Annotated in this window: 19 protein-coding genes and 1 tRNA gene; 6 read left to right on the top strand and 14 right to left on the bottom strand. The window is 37.6% G+C overall.

The genetic code is table 11. The features are described from left to right. Positions 1–21 precede the first annotated feature (21 nt). Complete coding sequence (locus I6F45_RS10075) at positions 22–609, top strand: response regulator transcription factor (RefSeq protein ID WP_197160385.1); 588 nt, start codon at positions 22–24, stop codon at positions 607–609. A 22-nt stretch (positions 610–631) separates the two neighbouring features. Here I6F45_RS10075 and I6F45_RS10080 read toward each other — a convergent pair whose 3' ends face one another. The 3 genes from I6F45_RS10080 to I6F45_RS10090 all read right to left on the bottom strand — a co-directional run bounded on the left by I6F45_RS10080 (position 632) and on the right by I6F45_RS10090 (position 3900). Next, positions 632–2587 carry a bifunctional diguanylate cyclase/phosphodiesterase gene (locus I6F45_RS10080; RefSeq protein WP_197160387.1) on the bottom strand — a complete coding sequence of 652 codons (1956 nt, stop codon included), beginning with the start codon at positions 2585–2587 and terminating at the stop codon, positions 632–634. Beyond that, positions 2587–3294 (bottom strand): transglutaminase-like cysteine peptidase, encoded by a 708-nt coding sequence (locus tag I6F45_RS10085; protein WP_197118692.1) that lies wholly within the window; start codon positions 3292–3294, stop codon positions 2587–2589. Before I6F45_RS10085 ends, I6F45_RS10080 begins: the two co-directional genes overlap by 1 nt. Positions 3295–3441: 147 nt before the next feature. Further along, positions 3442–3900 (bottom strand): LPP20 family lipoprotein, encoded by a 459-nt coding sequence (locus I6F45_RS10090; protein ID WP_024593173.1) that lies wholly within the window; start codon positions 3898–3900, stop codon positions 3442–3444. 140 nt (positions 3901–4040) lie between these two features. On the opposite strand from I6F45_RS10090, the gene I6F45_RS10095 reads away from it, so the two are divergent. Next, the gene (locus I6F45_RS10095) at positions 4041–5234 is read left to right on the top strand and encodes a flagellar assembly protein FlgT (RefSeq protein WP_165727535.1); all 1194 of its coding nucleotides are present in this window, start codon (positions 4041–4043) and stop codon (positions 5232–5234) included. On the opposite strand, the gene I6F45_RS10100 is transcribed toward I6F45_RS10095, so the two are convergent. After that, on the bottom strand, positions 5231–6133 hold the full coding sequence (locus I6F45_RS10100; RefSeq protein WP_165727536.1) for a LysR substrate-binding domain-containing protein: 903 nt from the start codon (positions 6131–6133) through the stop codon (positions 5231–5233). The genes I6F45_RS10095 and I6F45_RS10100 overlap by 4 nt on opposite strands. Before the next feature lie 112 nt (positions 6134–6245). Here I6F45_RS10100 and I6F45_RS10105 point away from each other — a divergent pair, with 112 nt between their 5' ends. The 4 genes from I6F45_RS10105 (at position 6246) to I6F45_RS10120 (ending at position 10293) form a co-directional block, all read left to right on the top strand. Beyond that, entirely contained in the window at positions 6246–6974 is a 729-nt protein-coding gene (locus I6F45_RS10105) for a glutathione peroxidase (RefSeq protein WP_010553231.1), read from the top strand. Positions 6975–7056: 82 nt separating this feature from the next. After that, on the top strand, positions 7057–8505 hold the full coding sequence (locus I6F45_RS10110) for a dihydrolipoyl dehydrogenase (protein ID WP_007583146.1): 1449 nt from the start codon (positions 7057–7059) through the stop codon (positions 8503–8505). 145 nt (positions 8506–8650) lie between these two features. Next, positions 8651–9583, top strand: coding sequence for an exopolyphosphatase (locus I6F45_RS10115; RefSeq protein WP_165740789.1), 933 nt, complete (start codon positions 8651–8653; stop codon positions 9581–9583). A 116-nt stretch (positions 9584–9699) separates the two neighbouring features. Then, positions 9700–10293, top strand: a complete 594-nt coding sequence (locus I6F45_RS10120; protein WP_197160389.1) for a DUF4303 domain-containing protein — start codon at positions 9700–9702, stop codon at positions 10291–10293. A gap of 76 nt (positions 10294–10369) precedes the next feature. On the opposite strand, the gene I6F45_RS10125 is transcribed toward I6F45_RS10120, so the two are convergent. From I6F45_RS10125 to I6F45_RS10170, 10 genes are all read right to left on the bottom strand, one after another. Next, positions 10370–10444, bottom strand: a tRNA-Arg gene (locus I6F45_RS10125). Between the two features lie 72 nt (positions 10445–10516). Continuing rightward, positions 10517–11185 carry a FlgO family outer membrane protein gene (locus tag I6F45_RS10130; RefSeq protein WP_165727548.1) on the bottom strand — a complete coding sequence of 223 codons (669 nt, stop codon included), beginning with the start codon at positions 11183–11185 and terminating at the stop codon, positions 10517–10519. Positions 11186–11192: 7 nt separating this feature from the next. Then, entirely contained in the window at positions 11193–11885 is a 693-nt protein-coding gene (locus I6F45_RS10135; RefSeq protein WP_024589981.1) for a FlgO family outer membrane protein, read from the bottom strand. A 13-nt stretch (positions 11886–11898) separates the two neighbouring features. Continuing rightward, positions 11899–12492, bottom strand: coding sequence for a FlgO family outer membrane protein (locus I6F45_RS10140; RefSeq protein ID WP_197160391.1), 594 nt, complete (start codon positions 12490–12492; stop codon positions 11899–11901). A gap of 56 nt (positions 12493–12548) precedes the next feature. Continuing rightward, on the bottom strand, positions 12549–13178 hold the full coding sequence (locus I6F45_RS10145; protein ID WP_197160393.1) for an SPOR domain-containing protein: 630 nt from the start codon (positions 13176–13178) through the stop codon (positions 12549–12551). 10 nt (positions 13179–13188) lie between these two features. Continuing rightward, positions 13189–16086: an MSCRAMM family adhesin SdrC gene (locus I6F45_RS10150; RefSeq protein WP_231609649.1), complete on the bottom strand. Its 2898-nt coding sequence runs from the start codon at positions 16084–16086 to the stop codon at positions 13189–13191. A 34-nt stretch (positions 16087–16120) separates the two neighbouring features. Then, positions 16121–16951 carry a fimbrial biogenesis chaperone gene (locus I6F45_RS10155; RefSeq protein ID WP_197160395.1) on the bottom strand — a complete coding sequence of 277 codons (831 nt, stop codon included), beginning with the start codon at positions 16949–16951 and terminating at the stop codon, positions 16121–16123. Between the two features lie 9 nt (positions 16952–16960). Continuing rightward, a complete protein-coding gene (locus I6F45_RS10160; protein WP_024589985.1) occupies positions 16961–17443 on the bottom strand; it encodes a DUF4402 domain-containing protein in 483 nt (160 codons plus the stop codon). A gap of 3 nt (positions 17444–17446) precedes the next feature. Next, positions 17447–18049 carry a DUF4402 domain-containing protein gene (locus I6F45_RS10165; protein ID WP_165727552.1) on the bottom strand — a complete coding sequence of 201 codons (603 nt, stop codon included), beginning with the start codon at positions 18047–18049 and terminating at the stop codon, positions 17447–17449. 115 nt (positions 18050–18164) lie between these two features. Next, positions 18165–18719, bottom strand: a complete 555-nt coding sequence (locus I6F45_RS10170; protein WP_165721033.1) for an SPOR domain-containing protein — start codon at positions 18717–18719, stop codon at positions 18165–18167. Positions 18720–18941: the final 222 nt, after the last annotated feature.

The following is an 18941-nucleotide window of genomic DNA, read 5'->3' on the forward strand; positions in this document are numbered from 1 at the left end:
CATTTTATAAATGGAGAAGTAATGCGCCAAAGTATTTTTATTACACAGCCTGAATTTGAATCGAAACACTGGCATACAGCGTTTCCTGGTTGTTTGATATTCACAAAAGAACCAAACAGAGTCACGGCATCAAGTATTATTTGGGTTTTGGCCGGCACACCTAACTGGCTTGAGCTCGTTAAAAAGTATTCGCAACAACGTTTACTCGTTATTGTTATGACCAACGAACTAGAAATAAATCAACTAAGAGCTGCGCTTGAAGCAGGAGCTAGGGGGTACGTAGAAGCACTCGCTACTAAAGTAATTATTGAACAAGTACTTGAAACAATTTGTGCTGGCGGAATATGGTTACCAGGGCAATTACTATCTAACTTAGTAGGAGCTTTATCAAATACACAGTTTAAATATGCGAGCACATGCGAGCTTGATGTACTCACAAAGCGAGAACGTCAAGTAGTTGATATTGTTGTAACAGGTGCAACTAATAAGCAAGCTGCAGAATCTTTAAATATTACAGAACGCACAATTAAAGAGCATATGAGCTCTATATTTAATAAGCTAAAAGTTCGCGACCGTATTCAATTAATGTTAGTTGTAAAAGGGCATTAACCGCACAGTTAATGCCTATTACTTACTCTTTAATAACCCCATCAAAACCTAAGTTAATAAGCGTATCTATATCATCTTGGCTTGTTACACCTTGAGCCACCACTTTAATACCAATAGAATGCGCTAACGTACACACTCCTCGCAGAAATGTTTGGTTATCTTGGCTGTAACTAATATTGTGTCCGTAAACGCTATCAACCTTAATCATTTCAAGACCAAATTCCTGAATTTTATTAATTTTAGTAAATTCAGGGCCCACACGTTTTAATGCTACCTTAGCGCCCATACATCGAGCCTGCTCACAAAAATCTTTAAATATCTCAATTTCGCTAACGGCAATACTTTCACGAATATCAAAACAAATTTTAGAGGCTAAGTCAGGAAACGCCGAAAGGTACGTAAGAATCGAAGCAAGTGCAGCATCATCAAGTAGCGTTTGAGCAGATAATTCAACCGAAATCAGTTCACTTGGTGGCTCAATACTATAATGAGCCACCAACGCCTTAATTAAACCCCAATCTAAACGCGCTAATAACTTTAATCGGTTAGCCCACTGGTAGTAGTAACTAGCACGGTATACTTGCCCACCAAGCTTTAGGCTCAACCCTAATTGATTTTGCATTACCTGCCCTGTAAAGCTAGTTACTGGGTAAGTATTTATTTCTAAATTATTATTATTGAGTGCCTCTTCTATGGCATTTTTCCAGCTAGTTGCATTATCAAACAGCTCACTTTCTTGCTTGATCTGAGCTACTTTTGCTTGTACATCAGATTGTTTACCCGATGATTTTAAAAGTTCATCCGCACGCTTTAATACATCAAATCGCGTGTCGTCTTTTTGAATATAAGTACAGCTGTGAGGTATCGCTAGCTTAACGTTTTTATACTCTTCAACAAACGATTGATGCATCAATAAAATACGTTCACTGATTGCTTGAATATCATCAATATCACTAAATAAAACGGTAAAATCGCTGTGAGAAATACGTGCAATGTAATTTTCAGAAAAGTGTTCTTGGTTGCTCTCTAAGAAGCTAACCAACATCTGTGAAAATCGACGTAGAAAGTTAACCATTTCTACTCGTCCCACTTCCTCACTTACGCGATCGAGGTTTACAACCCTAAATAAAAACAAAGCACCATGGGCATGATCTTTCGATTTTTGTAAGTGAGCCTCAAGCGTTGCACCAAAGTATTCTCTATTTGCTAAACCAGTTAGCTCATCGTGTTGCGATTTAAATCTAAGCTCTTCTAAACGTTTATTATCTTCTTTAATAATACGGCTAAAACGGGTAGATAATTGGTTCATAGACTGCACTAATCGTGCAAATTCAAATGTACGAGGGACGGTGGATTTAATAAAACGTTTTTCACCAAATGCATTAGCCTGATACACAACATCATCTAGCGGTTTTAATATCCTACTTAAAAAGTAAGCACTAACTATACAAGCAAAAAAAGCGACAATTAAAAAACTAAAAAATAGTTTAAGCGCACTTTCCCATAAGGCTTGCTCAGCATATTGACTATGACTTTCTATAAACAAAGTACCAAACTGCTGCCAACCATCATTTACTTGCCCAACCCCTGGCTGTACATTTAATCCATACATTGCTCTAAACCACTGCGGAGCCGTCGCTTTAAGCTCATCGGTAAACGTGCGTTTAACAATCACCTCACCATTAGGGTTTTGTAGTTCGATTCGCTTATAGTGACCGGTATCAAATGTGGCCGATACTAATAACTCAAGCTCAACGGGGTCTTTGTCTAATTGGCTGATCATTAACGCGAGTGAACTGGCGTTATCTACATTTTTTAAGTACAGCTGGGTCGAAAAATAACTTTTAGCCGAATTAGTGCTAATTAAAACACTACTTATAAAGCCTACAAAAATAACAATTAATAATGCAATCCACAGCTCTTGCCTGAGTGTTATTTTTCGTTTTTTAAGGTACTTAGATAAGGAAAATGATGCCATTACCACATAACTCCTTCTTTGGTTGTCTGCTCCAAAATTTTACGCCAGCGTGAAAGTCTTGCTGTTGGGCTGGCTACACTTTTGGTTGAATTATTAGCCCATAAACCTTGGCTGTTAAAGCTAAAAACAGGGCTTAAATCTACACGTTTTGCAGCAGGTAAAACCTTTGTTATTAAACTGTCTAAAATAAGTGGCTGAGCGTTTGGTGTAGCAAAATAACCTAACACCATATGTGCTTGCGTTTTGTTAGTGCCCGCAATTTTTGCTTTTACATAAATAAGACGTAACTTGTCGTCGCTCACCCCTAGGGCTCTCAAGCTTATATACTTTGCTATTGCGTAATCTTCACAATCACCTAAGCCTCTGCCTAACGTTTCTAAAGGGGTTGCCCAATAATCGCTTTGTTTCCATAGCAAAATATCAGTTTGATAGCGTAAATTACGCGCAAAAAAATCATTAACAATAAGAATTTGTTGTTGCTCTGGTTTGTTTTGAGTTTGTACCAACATACTTTGCCAGTTACGTGCAACAGCCGCTCGCGCAGGTCCATATTTTTGACCCATCAGCTCAATAAAGGTATTAAATTGAATAGTTAGTCGGCTTGCAAGCACACCACTAGAGAGTACAAAAAACAGTAATAGGTAGCGCAAATTGGCTTTGCACCATATAAATAATTTAGGATTTAAATAAGTTGGCTTAAACGCCATTTACAGAGCCACTGTTAATATAAGTGGCAATAAAATACATCTGTTGAGCACTACGCAATCTGCTTAAAAATTAATCCTAACAACAGCATAGCACTCAATATAAGAGGATGAGATATTTTGAATAACTTTTTTAATTAACTGGGCTATTTAGTAATAAGTTACTTTTTTAACTTCGCGTGGTTTTACTTCACCTATGTATAAATCGTGCACACGCTTCATATTAAGCTCAAGCTCGGTCACGTAAGTGTCATCTACTGCGTAAGTTTTAATTATTTGTGCACCTTTAATAAGCCCCTGCACTTTACTTTCTAGGTAATCGTCTTGAGCAATTGAACCTTCCACCGTTGTTCCTGCGGTAATTTTTTGCCCATATACTTGCTCAGTAAGCTCGCGATAAGCCTCAAGCTTAGAAGCCTTAATTGCCATAAGTTGCTTTTGCGACAGGTTAGCGCCTTTTTGCAAGCTAATAGGTGCATACCCTATCGCTTTTAAAACAGGGTAATTATTTGGCTCTACATATTTATATTCAACATGCTTATCAAAAACGCTGCTACAACCACCTAAGGTTAAACACCCAAGTGTAATAAGTAATGAAATTGCTCGCATAGCATTTAGCCCTTGTATAGTAATTAGCAGTACATATGCACGTTTAATGCCATTTATAGCATTACTAATAATTACCAAATAACATTGGTACAGTCCTTGCTCTACCTAGTTAATAGCTAACGTTTAATTGGAGTAAAAGTATGAAGTCGTTTTTATTATTGGCATTTGCAGGGTTAAGTGCAACGGCATTATTAACGTTCTCCCCTTTTACTAAAGCGCAGTGGTATGAATCAACAGGCCATGCGAACGTTCAAAATGGTGATACGAGCGCAGCTAAATCTGCCGCTATAAAAGATGCGATTACACAAGCGTTAGTGTTCTCTGGCGCACGGGTTAGCTCTGTACAGACCCTGGTAGATGGCGTGTTAATGCAAGATCAGCTAAAAATTAGCAGCCACGGCGAAATTCAAAAAATTGAACTAGTCAGCGAAAATAAATACGACAATAAATTTGCCGTTACATTACGACTCGATATTTTTTCTCAAACAGAGCAATGCCCACAAAATAGTTTTAATAAGTTTGTGGCCGTTACACAAAGCCAACTAGTGCATCGTGAACACGCCAAAATGGGTCAAATATTTGACGTAAGCAAAGCGATTAGCAAAAATATTTTTACTTCCCTGCAAAAATCAAAAATGAGCGCAGTACCTATTGCTTACTATAATAATGCAATAAGCGTTGATAAATACTTTTCGCAGCAGCACGACTATTCAAATGCCCAATTAGAAGAAATATCTTCGCGTAGTAATGCTCAATATGTCCTACTTAGCCAAATAACGAGCCTTTCAACGAGCGACAAACTCAATAACGATTATGCATTTTGGCAAGACGAGGCTTATGAGCGCAGTTACAACATTGAGTTTGCACTGTTTGATGGCACTACCTATGAGCAACTTTGGCAAAATAGTTACCATACTCAAGCAATTTGGCCATTTGAAAAAACAACCATAGTTGATGTTAATAGTGATAGGTTTTGGCAATCACCTTATGGGCAAAGCATAACCGATATCAACCAATCAGTAAGTTATGACATTCAAGCAGCCATGGCGTGTTTACCTACTCAAGGTAAAATAATGCATATGGAAAATAGCAAAATCGTTATTAACTTAGGTAAAGCTCATGGGTTAAAAAAAGGCCAAATGCTAAGCATTGCGCACCATAACTATTTAACCGACGCGGCAGGTAATGTTATGCCGCACACCATCACCACGCTTAATAAAATTCGCGTAGAGCAGCTTTATCAGCAAACTGCAGTAGCTGTCAGTATTGATGACAAACCACTACCTGGCGTGCAAATTAACGATGTTGTAGAAATAATCAGCCAAGATCTTTAATTAATCTTTTTAGTTAATTTAGCTTTTAAATTAGGGTGAGCCGATAACCACTCGCCCAATTGTTCTACACCAGATAAATGCGGATAATGCTTTCTGCATGCAAACACCACATTACGCTGCTGATTAGGGAATATAGGCAAGTAATCAATCCCTACACGGTCGGTACATGCCAACTTTGGTACAAATGTAATACCGTCATCCATAGCCACTAACGCTAATAATGTTTCTAAACTATTACCTTTATACTGGTTAGATACATCGACTCCCGCAGAAAAACAAAACTTTTGGGCTTGATCTTTAAAGCAATGGCCATCACTTAACATTAATAGGCTGCATCCTTGAAGATCGCTCAGCGCTACTTTTTTATGCTTAGACAGCGCGTTATCGTGTGATACCGCCACTAAAAAATCTTCTTTGTATAAAGCAACCGTATGGTAATTAATAAGCTCTGGCACATCGGCTAAAATAGCAAAGTCGAGTTCACCCTTGTTTAAAGCTTCTAAAATTGTTGCTGTTTGCATCTCAATAAACGAAAACTGGCTATCAATAAATGCCGCTTTCATCGATGTTAGTAACGCAGGCAACAAGTAAGGTGCAATGGTAGGAATAATACCAATAGTTAATTTACCTTGTAGAGGCTCGTTAGAAGTAGCAGCAAGTTCTTTGAGTATTTGCGTTTGCTCTAAAATAATCTCTATTTGCGTCAACAAACGTTCACCTTTTGCTGTTAAGGTAACTTGCTTGGTTGAGCGATCAAACAAAGTAACGCCAAGCTCATTTTCGAGTTTTTTTACTTGACCACTTAATGTAGGCTGGCTTACAAAACATGCATCGGCAGCTTTGCGAAAATGTTTATATTGCGCTATTGCTTTTACATATTCAAAATCTTTTAAGTTCATATTCAGCTCTACGTGATAGTTTATAACTATCAGTTTAATACAAACAAACGATTGGAACTATATTTAATTATTCACCATAATGGCTATCAACAAATCAAGAGGAACAAAAATTATGTTAAACAATATCGAAGGTCAAACAATCCCAAGTGTTACATTTGCAACTCGTCAAAATAACGATTGGAAATCAGTAACAACAGATGACATTTTTAAAGGTAAAACTGTTGTAGTGTTTTCACTACCAGGTGCATTCACACCAACATGTTCATCAACTCACTTACCACGTTACAACGAATTAGCAGGCGTACTTAAGCAAAACGGCGTTGACGAAATTGTATGTTTATCAGTAAACGATACCTTTGTAATGAACGCATGGGCTGAGCATCAAGAAGCGCAAAACATTACTTTATTACCAGACGGCAACGGCGAATTTACTGACGGCATGGGCATGTTAGTAGACAAGAACGACCTAGGCTTTGGTAAGCGCAGCTGGAGATACTCTATGCTTGTTAAAGATGGCGTGATTGACAAAATGTTTATCGAACCAGATTTACCAGGTGACCCGTTTGAAGTATCAGACGCAGACACAATGCTTGATTACATCAACCCTAAGCAAGCTAAACCAGAACCAGTAAGCATCTTTACTAAACCTGGCTGTCCTTTCTGTAAAAAAGCAAAAGAGCTTCTTGCAGAAAAAGGCTTCGCATATGAAGAGATTGTTATGGGTGCAGGCGCATCACTAACAAGTCTAAAAGCTGTATCTGGTCGTGACACTGTTCCACAAATATTCATTGGTGGTAAACACATCGGTGGTTCAGACGACTTAGAAAAATACTTTGCTTAATTAATAAGTAAATTAAATACCTAACGTTAGTAGGTAAAAAATAGGGGCTTTTATGCCCCTATTTATTAGAGGAAAAAATACTATGAAAGAATTGCAAACCGATGTTGTTGTTATAGGCGCAGGCACTGCTGGTTTAAGTGCTTATCGTAATGCTAAACAGTTCACACAAAATGTATTAATGATCGAATCAGGCCCATACGGCACCACATGTGCACGTGTTGGTTGTATGCCAAGCAAGTTATTGATTGCAGCCGCAGAAGCTGCACACGCAATTGAAATGGCTCCTGCATTTGGTGTTCATAGCTCAAAGCCAGTCATTGATGGCAAAGCAGTTATGGCACGCGTTAAAAGTGAACGAGATCGTTTTGCAGGATTCGTAGTAGAAGCCGTAGATGAATTACCAGATGGTGATAAAATTCGTGGTTACGCTAAATTTTTAGACACAAACCGCATACAAATAGACGACCACACAATTATTACAGCAAAACGCTTTGTAATTGCCACCGGTTCACGCCCTTCGTACCCTGGCGTATTTAATAACTTTGGCGACAAACTTATTATAAACGACGACGTATTTGATTGGGATGACCTACCAGAATCAGTCGCTGTATTTGGCCCTGGTGTAATAGGTCTTGAAATTGGCCAAGCACTTAGCCGACTAGGCGTAAATGTAAAACTATTTGGTGTAGGCGGCGCAATTGGCCCACTTACAGATCCAGTCGTAAAAGACTATGCAAATACTGTTTTTGCTGAAGAATTTTTTGTAGATACCGACTCAAACGTATCTGACATGATGCAAGTTGGCGACAAAGCACAGCTAACTTACACCGACAAACAAGGTGAAAAACACACCGAACAGTTTGACTACGTACTTGCAGCCACAGGCCGAGTACCTAACGTAGATAAACTAGGCCTTGAAAACACCGGCATTGAGCTTGATGAACGCGGCGTACCGCACGCAGACACGCACACAATGCAATGTGGTGAGTCAAACATATTTATAGCAGGCGATGCAAGTAACATGCTACCACTGCTACACGAAGCATCTGACCAAGGTGCTATTGCAGGTCAAAATGCAGGGCGCTTCCCAGATGTACGTATAGGTCTGCGCAGAGCTAAAATTGCAGCTGTATTTAGCGACCCACAAATAGCAATGGTAGGCGAAAGCTACAAGCAAATTACTGACCGATTAGGCCCATGCGGTTGTTTTGAAGTAGGCGAAGTCAGCTTTGAAAACCAAGGTCGTAGCCGAGTAATGCTTAAAAACAAAGGTCATATGCGAGTATACGCAGAGCAAGGTACAGGTTTATTTTTAGGTGCAGAATTTATTGGCCCACAAGCCGAACACATCGCTCACTTACTAGCATGGGCTGTACAAAACAAAATGACCGTACCAGAAATGCTTGATATGCCATTTTACCACCCAGTAATTGAAGAAGGGTTACGTACCGCCCTTCGCGACTTAAATGCCAAACTTAAATTTGGCCCAGACATTGTAAATTCATGTATGGAATGTGGCCCAGGCGCATAACCTATTTACTACACATACAAACTTGCTAAGTAAAAGCCAAAACTAACGTTTTGGCTTTTTTTTATAATTTTTTTAAGCTGATCTCTCAAAAAAAAATTTAACTGTTACACTTAATTGATAATTCAATTAAAAAGATGGAATAGCTATGCCCAATAATAAATTTAGACTAGTCACTCGCAGCGATTTTGATGGCTTAGTGTGTGCCGTATTGCTTAAAGACTTAGACCTAATTGACGATATTTTATTTGTTCATCCAAAAGACATGCAAGACGGCAAAATAGGCATTACCGAAAATGACATTACGACCAACCTCCCCTACGTTGCAGGCTGTCATATAGCATTTGATCATCACCTTAGCGAAACCGTTCGTAACTCAAGCGACATAAAAAATCATATTATTGACCCAGAAGCCCCATCAGCTGCTCGCGTAGTTTATGACTATTATGGCGGCGCTGAAAAACTTCCAAATATTTCTGTTGAAATGATGGACGCGGTAGATAAAGGCGATGCTGCTCAGTTTTCAAAAGACGAAATATTAAACCCAACCGATTGGGTATTAATGAACTTTATTATGGATGCGCGTACAGGACTTGGCCGTTTTCGCGAGTTTAAAATTTCAAATTACCAATTAATGATGAAACTGATTGATGCGTGTAAAGATCAGAGCATACAAGACATTCTAAAAATGGAAGATGTAGCCGAGCGTGTTGCTTTATATAACGAGCATAACGAAAAAGCAAAAGAGCAAATTTCTCAATGCGCTACCGTGCATAAAAACTTAGTGATCCTTGATTTAACCCAAGAAGAAACTATTTACGCCACAAATCGATTTGTTATTTATGCAATGTACCCCGACTGCAATATCTCGATTCATAAAATGTGGGGCCTTAAAAAGCAAAACGTAGTGTATGCCGTTGGTAAATCTATCACTAACCGCAGTTCGAACACCAATGTTGGCGAGCTGTGCTTAAAATATAATGGTGGTGGCCACTTAAATGCCGGTACTTGCCAAGTAGAAACAAGTAAGGCCGAAGCGGTACTGAGTGAGTTAATCAATACAATTACGAGTGATGGTTAATATTAACTTACAATAACCAGAGTAGTAGCTCTGGTTATTTTATTGTTTGCAGGGTGAGTTTTAATCACTCTCTTTTTCATATAAATTTCTGTAATCATAAAAGAAATAATGACCTCATGTTAGATACTAAAAACTTCGAAAAAACACTTTATCAAGATACCAAAAAAGCATTTAAAGACATCATTCAAAAATATGGTAACGACCTTTATGTAATGGGCTATTACCACACAGGCAGCTACTCATTACTTCCAATGTTTAATACTTTATCAGATTTAAAAGAAGTATTTGAAACAGAGTACAACAACGATGTAAGTAGCTTTTACATGGCTAAATGGAACCCTGATGACTACCCGACGCTTGAGAGTTATTCAGAATACTTTGATGAAACAACGCTAGAATGCCAAAAACTAGAAAACAGCATTGATTTGTTTCAATCAGATATAGAGGCGATGGATAATTGGCACCAATGGCTTACAGCAATGGAAAAAGTACTTATGCAATTAGATGCAGAAGGATTATTTTCAAATGGTATTGAACGCGAAAAAATCACTTTAGCTATACTCGCCTATGATGAAGAAGAAAGCATTCAATTTAAAAGAATCAAACGACTTAATCCACCAGCCGTTCTAACGCAAATTCAAGCTGACTTTGAAGCAATGATTGCAGAGCGTGAAAAATGTGAGCAAGAAGTGTTAAATACCATTAATTAAAAACGAAACACGACTACATATGCGCTATACATGAAGTATTCGGAAGGAAAATAAAACCATAACTCATTTATTTAATTGGTAGCCCCTGCAAGAATCGAACTTGCAACTGCCCCTTAGGAGGGGGCCGTTATATCCATTTAACTAAGAGGCCACAAACAAGCTGTGTGCTTAGAGGTGTGAATTATAACGGCATCTGGTTTTTTATATCAAGTGACAACTGAACTTAATTGCTTGATAAGTATATATCTTCTTTATTTAGTACATAAATTGGGATTAGTTTTCGACTACTCGCGACGATTTTTTTTGTATGCGCGTTAATTACACGTGTATTTACAACAACAGCATCACTGCGATAAATTAATGTACCCGCTAATACATGGCTCGCCATTTGATCTTCACTAAGCTTTTCAATATCGCGCGAAAAAGCAAAATCACCACGACTATTTACATCTATTGTTTGAGTGGTTTTAAAATCAACCACGCCATAACCAAACTTTTGTAACTGATGAATTAACGTTTCAGAAATTTGATTACCTAATTGATTACTTTTAGTAAGCGATGAATCAAGATCGACCAAGGTAGTAACGGCAATATTAATATTGGCGTCGGTATCACTTTCAAACTCAAGCGTATCAACCAAATCAAGTGCCATTTGCTCTACATAGTTAGCAAGTGTTTTATGGTGCTGAAGTGGTGTAAATTGATTGCCGTTAGCATCATCTTGAGTTGATTTTTGCTCGGCTGTTTTAAGCATGCTTGCTAAGTCATAATTTACTTGTGTGGTTGAAGATGCATTCATTTCAGCACTTTCATTATTTTGAGTAAAGGCACAACCAGTTAAATTAGCTAAAGCAAAAAAAACGATAAAGCGGTTAAATAATTTACTATACATAATTATCTCACTTGCTTGCTTGTTTTAACATTATGCCATCAGTGCGATAGCTACTATTAAGCGCATCAACAACTGACTGTGGAATAAACCCTTGTGCAGAACCGACTACGGCCTTACTTTCTAGCCCAACAATACGTGCATTAACAAGTACACCACCTTGATGGTTTACAAGCGTACCGGCTAGTACATACTTAAAGTTTTGATCTTGATTTAGCTCTAAATAGTCGCGACTAAATACAAAGTCGCCTGTTGAGGTAACACGCATATAATCAGTTGTTTTAAAATCAATAACGGGTACACCAAAGCTGTGTAATTCATGCATGAAGCTTTCTGCAATTTGGTTTCCTAGTAAGCTACCATCGTTGTAGTCTTCATCTAAAAAAATAAAACTCGAAACAGCTAACGGTGTTTGTTCACTTACGTACTGTAAGTTTTCAACCATGTCTTGCATTATGCCGCGCACATAATGGTTAATATTTTTGCGCATTGGCGGTGTTGCTTTTGTGTAGTTATCTTGTGGAGCCATTCCTGACTGAAATAAGTTATCGTCAGAAACAGGTGCTGCAACGTCGCGTTGGTTACTCACCAGTTGGTTGCTTTGCTCACTTTGTGGTGTTGCGGTGTCTGTATTCATTGTGCCTAGTATTTGAGAGCAACCAAAGCCCAGTGGTAAGCATAATGTAATTAATAGGTTTTTCATTTTGTGCTCCAAATTAGTATTCGCTTCGGTATAAAAGTCCGTCACGCTGCTGAATTTTCTCATTGCCCCACATTACATTAATTGGGATCTCGGTACTTCCCGCAGAGAGCACCTGTTTATTTTCTATATTCACAAGTCGTGCATTAACTATGTATGCATGCTGCTGACGAGTCACTGTTCCTGTGATAACTAAGTCAATATTTTGGCGATTACGTAATTTACTTAAATCGCGACTTAAAATACTGTCTGAGTTTTCTGATAAAGAGAGGTTATTCCCAAGTCTGTACTCAACGGTGTGATAACCCAGTTGAGTAAATTGTGTAAGCAGACTTTCTTGGATCTGCTGACTTAAGCCTGAGGCTTGCCCTGTCACTAATTTTGTATCTAGTGCATCTGCATAAAAGAAGCTACTAACGCCAACACGTGCATTAGCATTTAATGCTCCGTTTAGGTGGTTAAGTTGCGACGTTAAATTAACTACATAGTCATTAACCGTAAAAGGAGCCATGGCTGCTCTAGGTGCATCTGTAGGCACACTTGGTTCTGGCGGCGGCACCAAGTTACAAGCAGCTAAATTTAAAAATAATAAAGGCAGTAAAAGGCGCATAATTGCCATCCTCTTCAAAACATACTGAGGATGAAGCAATTTGTATGCCGACTTAGCTATTGTGCGGTAAAGGGCTGATCTACGTAATAACTAACTAAACAATTTATATTTTGGCTCTTTAATTTTTGACAGTCACCCATAGCGTTTTTTTTGTCTATGTATGCGCCTAGCTTTAAGCGGTTATACATAACTCCTTTTACATTTATTGTTTCAACATTCATCACAAAATTATCGCCTAGTAAGCTAGGAAGCTTTTTTTGAAGTTGCCTAAAAGCTAAAGAGAGTTGTTCTTTTTGCGTTATTGAAAGCACTTGTAAAGCAAATTTAGGATCAACTGGTTTTGTTACTTGTAAATTGGAGCGATTAATTGTGTTGGTATTAACGATTTCTGCTTTTATTACTGGTGCATTTTTCTGCTCATTTTCTTTTGCAATTGTATTGAGTTGCGATATTAGTAAGCTTAAGTCGTCTTCAATAAGTAATAAACGCGCAAGTTCTGGCTTCATATTTTGCCACTGCTGGGAGCTTATTTTTAAAGTTTCAAGTTCTTGCTTTGTTATTTTTACGTAGCTTTTTTCGTCAGTTACGTTGGTCTGAGTAGCACTACCATCAATTGCTTTATTATTCGCACAACCATAACTTAGCAACATTGCACTGATTAAAAATATACATTGAACTCTTTTCATCCTAATTCCTTTAATGGAGTATTTTATGTGTTTCAACAACACACTTTAATCCTTGCGCTTTTACTGAGTCGCATACAGAAATAAGCTCTGGCGAACTGTTTGTTGCGTACGCTAAGGCTAAAATAAATTTATTTTTAGCTTTATCATGCATATAAAAAGCTTCTTGCTGCTCTATTCGTGGTGCTATTAAACGGTAATAAATTTTTAAGATATTTAACGAACTAAAACTTCCTGCATTGGCAATGCTTCCAGTTGTTGCACTGAGCGCCTTTAATGTTAAATCAACGCCCATTACTACATCTCCTTGAGGCGATAAATTAACTGTTATATTTTGAGTGTTTTTTAGCTGCTTGCGTTGTTTATATTCATCATCAATTACTGCTTTATACTGCCCCGGTTTAAGGTCTGTAAATAAGTAATAGCCATCATATGCTGCTTGAGTTTGTGCAACTTGATCCCCTTTCTCATTCAACAGCGCTATATTTGCAAAGGGTTGGATCTGTGTTGTATCACCTTTTTGTTGATAAACAACTCCCTCTACTTCACTGGCATTATTTAATGCGAAGTCCATATACTCTACAAAACCAGCCCTTGGTGTAATAGAAAAACCCTCATTAGCTGGTATTAAAAACGGATCTTCAAAACTATTTCTATCAAGTATTATATCTGTTGTACGATTTGCTGGCATTGAAGTTAATAGCGCAACGCCGTGTTCGTCTGTAATTGCTTGACGATAATTGTGAACGCCTTTTACTTTTACGCCGGCAACGCCGTGCTCATCATCATCCATAATACCGTTATTATTTTGATCTAAAAATACGCGTAACATTAAGCTACCCGTGTTAGTTAAGGTGCGCTTAGAGACAAAATATGTATTATGTTCAACATCAAAACCTAAGCTAAAACGGCTATAAATGCCGAGCCGCCAATCATCGTTACTGTTGTAGTTTAAGTTACTCGTTAAACTAAACTTGTCGCTTTGCCAATTGAGCCCTAATTCGGCCGATTGAATATTATTACGAAGTGAATCAGTTAAAGTAAGTTCCGCTTGTAAATCTCGGCCCAAGTTGCGGCTAAACTCAGCCTCGTAACTAACAAGCTCACTTACTGGCGATATACTATAATCTATACCAAACCTTGTGTAGGTTCTCCCAAAGCGCTTTTGAAAACGTGTTGTTCCAAAAGTACTCTTAGAGCTATCGTCTTGTTGCCACAGCAATTGGTTACTTAGTGCAAATCCTGAGTATGAGTAGTTGAACTGGTTGCGTACTTGTTTAAAGCGCCCTCTAGTATCACTATCGTCATATAGGATGTTATTTTGATAAGAAAGGCGTCCATAGGTATTATTCATTAGCCCACCAGCTAAATTTATTTGGTAGCTATTAAAATCTTGCTGCTGTTCGTCTGTACGATTTGTAGCGCTAAAAAGTAGTGATTGTTCGGCAATTTGAGTTCGGGCTGTAAATTCAAATTCTTGTTCATTGTTATTATTTTTTTCAACATTCGCATTTAATAATAATCGGTCAAATAAGCTTATGTTGGTACCAAATGCATACTTAAGTAAATCGTCATCTGTGTTTTTTTGACCTGATGTAGCCGTGTATACAGATATATTATCTGTAAGCCCTTGCTCATATCTACCCGCAATTTGCCAACCCTGCCCCTGCGAGCTTGAAACATTGTTATTTAGTAATTGCTTGCCTTGTTCAGTAACCGACAATTCATAGTTACCTTGTCCCTGCTTAAGTTGATTTCCGTCCACAAAGTAATAATCACTTTTACGCTCAACTTGACCTTGAGGCCCATAAAAAATAAGCTCAAAATTATTAGCTCCGAATAATAGGTTTATATTATCAAAAATATAACGCCCATCTGCGAGGCTAAGCTGCTGGTCTATTAATATTTCATTACGGTACAGTTCTACATCCCAACCTGGCTGTATAGCACCGCTTAAGTTAATTTGATTATTGACTATTTTTCTATTGGTTACATTATTAGAAACTTTAACACCTCGGGCATACTGACTACTGTAGCTATTGCCAACTTGCGTGGCGATAACATCACCAAAAGATATTTCAGTAGGCATGAAGCTGTTTTTTATTTCTTTGTCTAAGTTTTGCTTTGTAAACGTTAACCTAGAGTTGGTAAGTAAGTCAGTACTTCGTCCAGACAAAAAATACTCTGCAGATAAATACGCAAAGTCTTGAGTGCCTAAAAGTGAATAGTTCGTAGAATGTCTATCATCGCTCGCGGTAAAATTTAGTTGTAAGTCGGCAACCGGAGAAGATAGCGCTTTATATGGGCTAGCTTTCCATGGCAGCGTAGGTGGCGATCTTTTGTTAGGTGATTTAAGGTTGCGCGACTGTCTGTATCTTTGTTGTTCAACCGGTAAGGGGCTATCTGAGCTTATAAGTAATTCTAAATCTGGGTAATCAATACTAAACTCTAGATTTAAAGCATTATGTAAACTTTGAATATCTACATAAATATCATCTTCAATGGTAATTTGATTTTTTGCTAATAAGTAGCTCTGTGTAGGACTAGTAAATACAGCGGGTGTAACCGCTGCATTTAGAAAAAGAGGTTGTTGATTTGCTCCAACACCTTGAGCAATTCGATTGCTAGCATCAACATTCATTGCAAATTGTAGAATATCAAATAAGTCGCTTAAACTAACTTGTACACTTTGCTCGCTTTTAATTGCTGCAACTTCACCTAAGTAGTATGAGTTTAAATAAAGCGAAAGTATTAATAACTCGCCTGTGGCGATTCGCTGTTGCTGATTTTCTTTGTTTTTATAATCAATTACTTCAACGGGCTTAGTTAGCTTTAGTTCAATTGCGCGTAGTGTTGTTAAAGCATCCTCCACGGAAGAATTAGGATTAGCTATTACACTATTACTAAGCAAACTACTTATGCTTAGTAATAGTGCATACAATAAATTATTTAGCGTCATTCACTGTTAAAACATTAAGTGATTGTGAGGTTAAAGGCAGAGTGTATTGTGCAAATGTAAGGTCTTTATATTCTTGACTGCCTTCATATTTAAAAATGACTTTTCCTGCTTTATCTAAATTTTTGTCACTAAATAAACTAAGGGTTACAAACGCATTATCTACTTCTGGATAAATACTTAAATTACCAATTTCTGCAATTTTAACTTGCTCGTTATTACTATCAACAAAGTAAGCACTTAATTTACCGTAGCTACTAAACTTACCTTCTCGTTTTATATTCAATAAAAACTGAGGACGTTGATTGCTTTCATTTAGCACTAGTTTAGCATGCTCTATGGCAACTACTGGCTGTTTAATGTCTTTACGTAATAAAATAGGTATACTGTAGCTCATAATCATATTAACTTTTATTGAGCTTGTTTTATTAGTATTTTCACCAGGCAATGCTTGAAATAGAAGATGAGAGCGGTACTCACCAGAAGCTAGGCCTTTAGGTTTACGTATTGCTATTTTTACTGTTTGTTTTTCACCAGGTGCTAAACGCATTTGTTTTGGTGACAAACGTGCCATTGAACTTAAACTTTCGCTTGTAGCCTCTGCCAACTGTATGTAGCCACCGCTAGGTTGCGCTTGCTTCTCACTCCATAAAACACGATATGTTTGATATTCATCACCCGTATTAATTACGGTAACTTTAGCGGTTCGTTGACGTTCATCAAAACTAATACGGGTTGGAGAGATAAGTAAATTTGCGTATGCATTTTTTCCTAAAATACATACACTCAGTGCGAGCAGCACTACAACTTTATAAAGCATGTTTTTCCTTTAGTAATCAATCGTAATTTCTAATTGGGTGTCAGTAATAAAACTACCATCTAAGTAACTTTGGCTAGTCCCTGTCGTTATTAAACGGCCACCTACTTTGAGTAAAAGCTCTCCAAACTCATCGCTAGTTTGCGTTCTTGGTAAATCCACTAATACAACCGAAAACTTGGCACTATTAGCTCCTAGCGCTTCACTTTGCAATGTAGAGTCACTCGTTTTGTTAAACGATATTTGAGTAAGGGGAGGTAAATCGGTAAATAAAAGTTCTGCGGGATTCCCCTCAGTTAATACGTAAATATTACCAAATGTGGTTGTTTCACCTTCATGGCTAATGGTTATAGAGCTTAAAGTATTATTTTGAGGGATAACTAAAGTGCCAAAATTAAGCGCTTCTTGTTGTATGCTTGCGCTATAGGCTTGCTCGCTAAACATTAACGAAAGCCAAGCAGAAACATACAAAAAGCGCATTGTTTGTTTAAACACTAATTAATATGACACTTCAATATTAAAGCTACCAGAATACTCACCATCAGGGTAATCCACACTTGATGCGTTTGATGAAGTAGAAAGAGTCGCGCCTATATTAAATGATACAGCGCCATCAACGCCAGCTTGTAGGTTGGGCGTAGCACTTGTATATAATCCACCAGCATTAGTGCCGCTCGTTATAAAGTAAGTCCAAGCACCTACAGTAAAATCAGGTTCATTCAACCCTTGACCAGCTAAAGGTTGTACTAAAGTATTTAATGGGTCGCTAATGGTTAAAATAGAATTTGGTACTACATCTGAAACACTAAAAGCGCCCGCTTCACCACCTTCAATTATTGAGATACTCGCAGCGTTACCAGTTGGATTATCTTGTGAAGTAACATTGCTAGCAGCTGGATCAGGATTAACTGTCAGCGTTGCTTGTTCGGCGCCTAATGGATCTGAAATAGCACGAATAGTACCAAAATTTAAATCGTTATCTTTTGTGAGTACTACAGCATTTTGTACTGTTACTTTCGCTTCAAATGACTCTGTAGCAGCATAAGTGCTAAACGAGCTGACCACGGTGGCTACAGCTAATGCAGATAAATAAAACTTCATGCTAAATCCTTATAAGAAAATGGGCTTTATCAAATATTTGCCCAACTATAGTTAGTATCGACTATTAGTACAAATACTTTAATACTATATAAGTTTAAAAGGCCTAATTTATTAATTATATTGGTTTTCCGACAAAAGCAGCAATATTACATACTTGATCAAGCTGATTAGCTAAATAACAAAACGCACTTACTTGAGCATCGTTTTTAAATGGACCTACACGTAATCCATACAAAGTCATATTATTATTTTTACGTTCAAACATAGTAAAATTAAATTGAGTAAATGCACTGGGGTATAATTGCTTAAGCCTTTCGACTCTTGCTTTAACAAGCTCTGGCTTTAAATACCAACCAAGCTGTGCTCCAATTTTAGTTTCATCTGTTAAGGTGAGTTCTGAATTTTGTAAGTTTGGTGTTTTTACTTCGGGAGTGTTATTTAGTGCCGTCGGTTCCAAATTCTGTGAAGGCTGATTACCATAGGTGATATCGGTTTTACTTTGCATGAGTAAAGGAGGGTTTTCAGTTAATTCACTTCGAGACGATAACGCCATAATTAACAGCTGTAAATCATCTTCCATAGCAGTTAAACGACCAATGCTTTCTTGCTGTAAGTGCCACTGCGAAACATACTCTTTTACTTGTTTATCAGTAATTAAAGAATGCTGCACGCTCTCGTTATTTACAGTTGCGCTGCTACATCCATATAAATAAAAAGATAAGAATAAAACTGATATTAAATGACAAGACTTAAAATACCGCATTGCAAAAGCACTCTACTAACCAAGATAATAAATCAAAGCAAATTTTGCGCCACTTTATAGCAACTTTTTAATTAAGTAGTCTATCTTGAAGTAAGAAAAGCCATATCGATAACAAGGCAAAATTTCATC

The sequence above is a fragment of the Pseudoalteromonas sp. SWYJZ19 genome, assembly GCF_015864375.1.
Taxonomy (GTDB): Bacteria; Pseudomonadota; Gammaproteobacteria; order Enterobacterales; family Alteromonadaceae; genus Pseudoalteromonas; species Pseudoalteromonas arctica.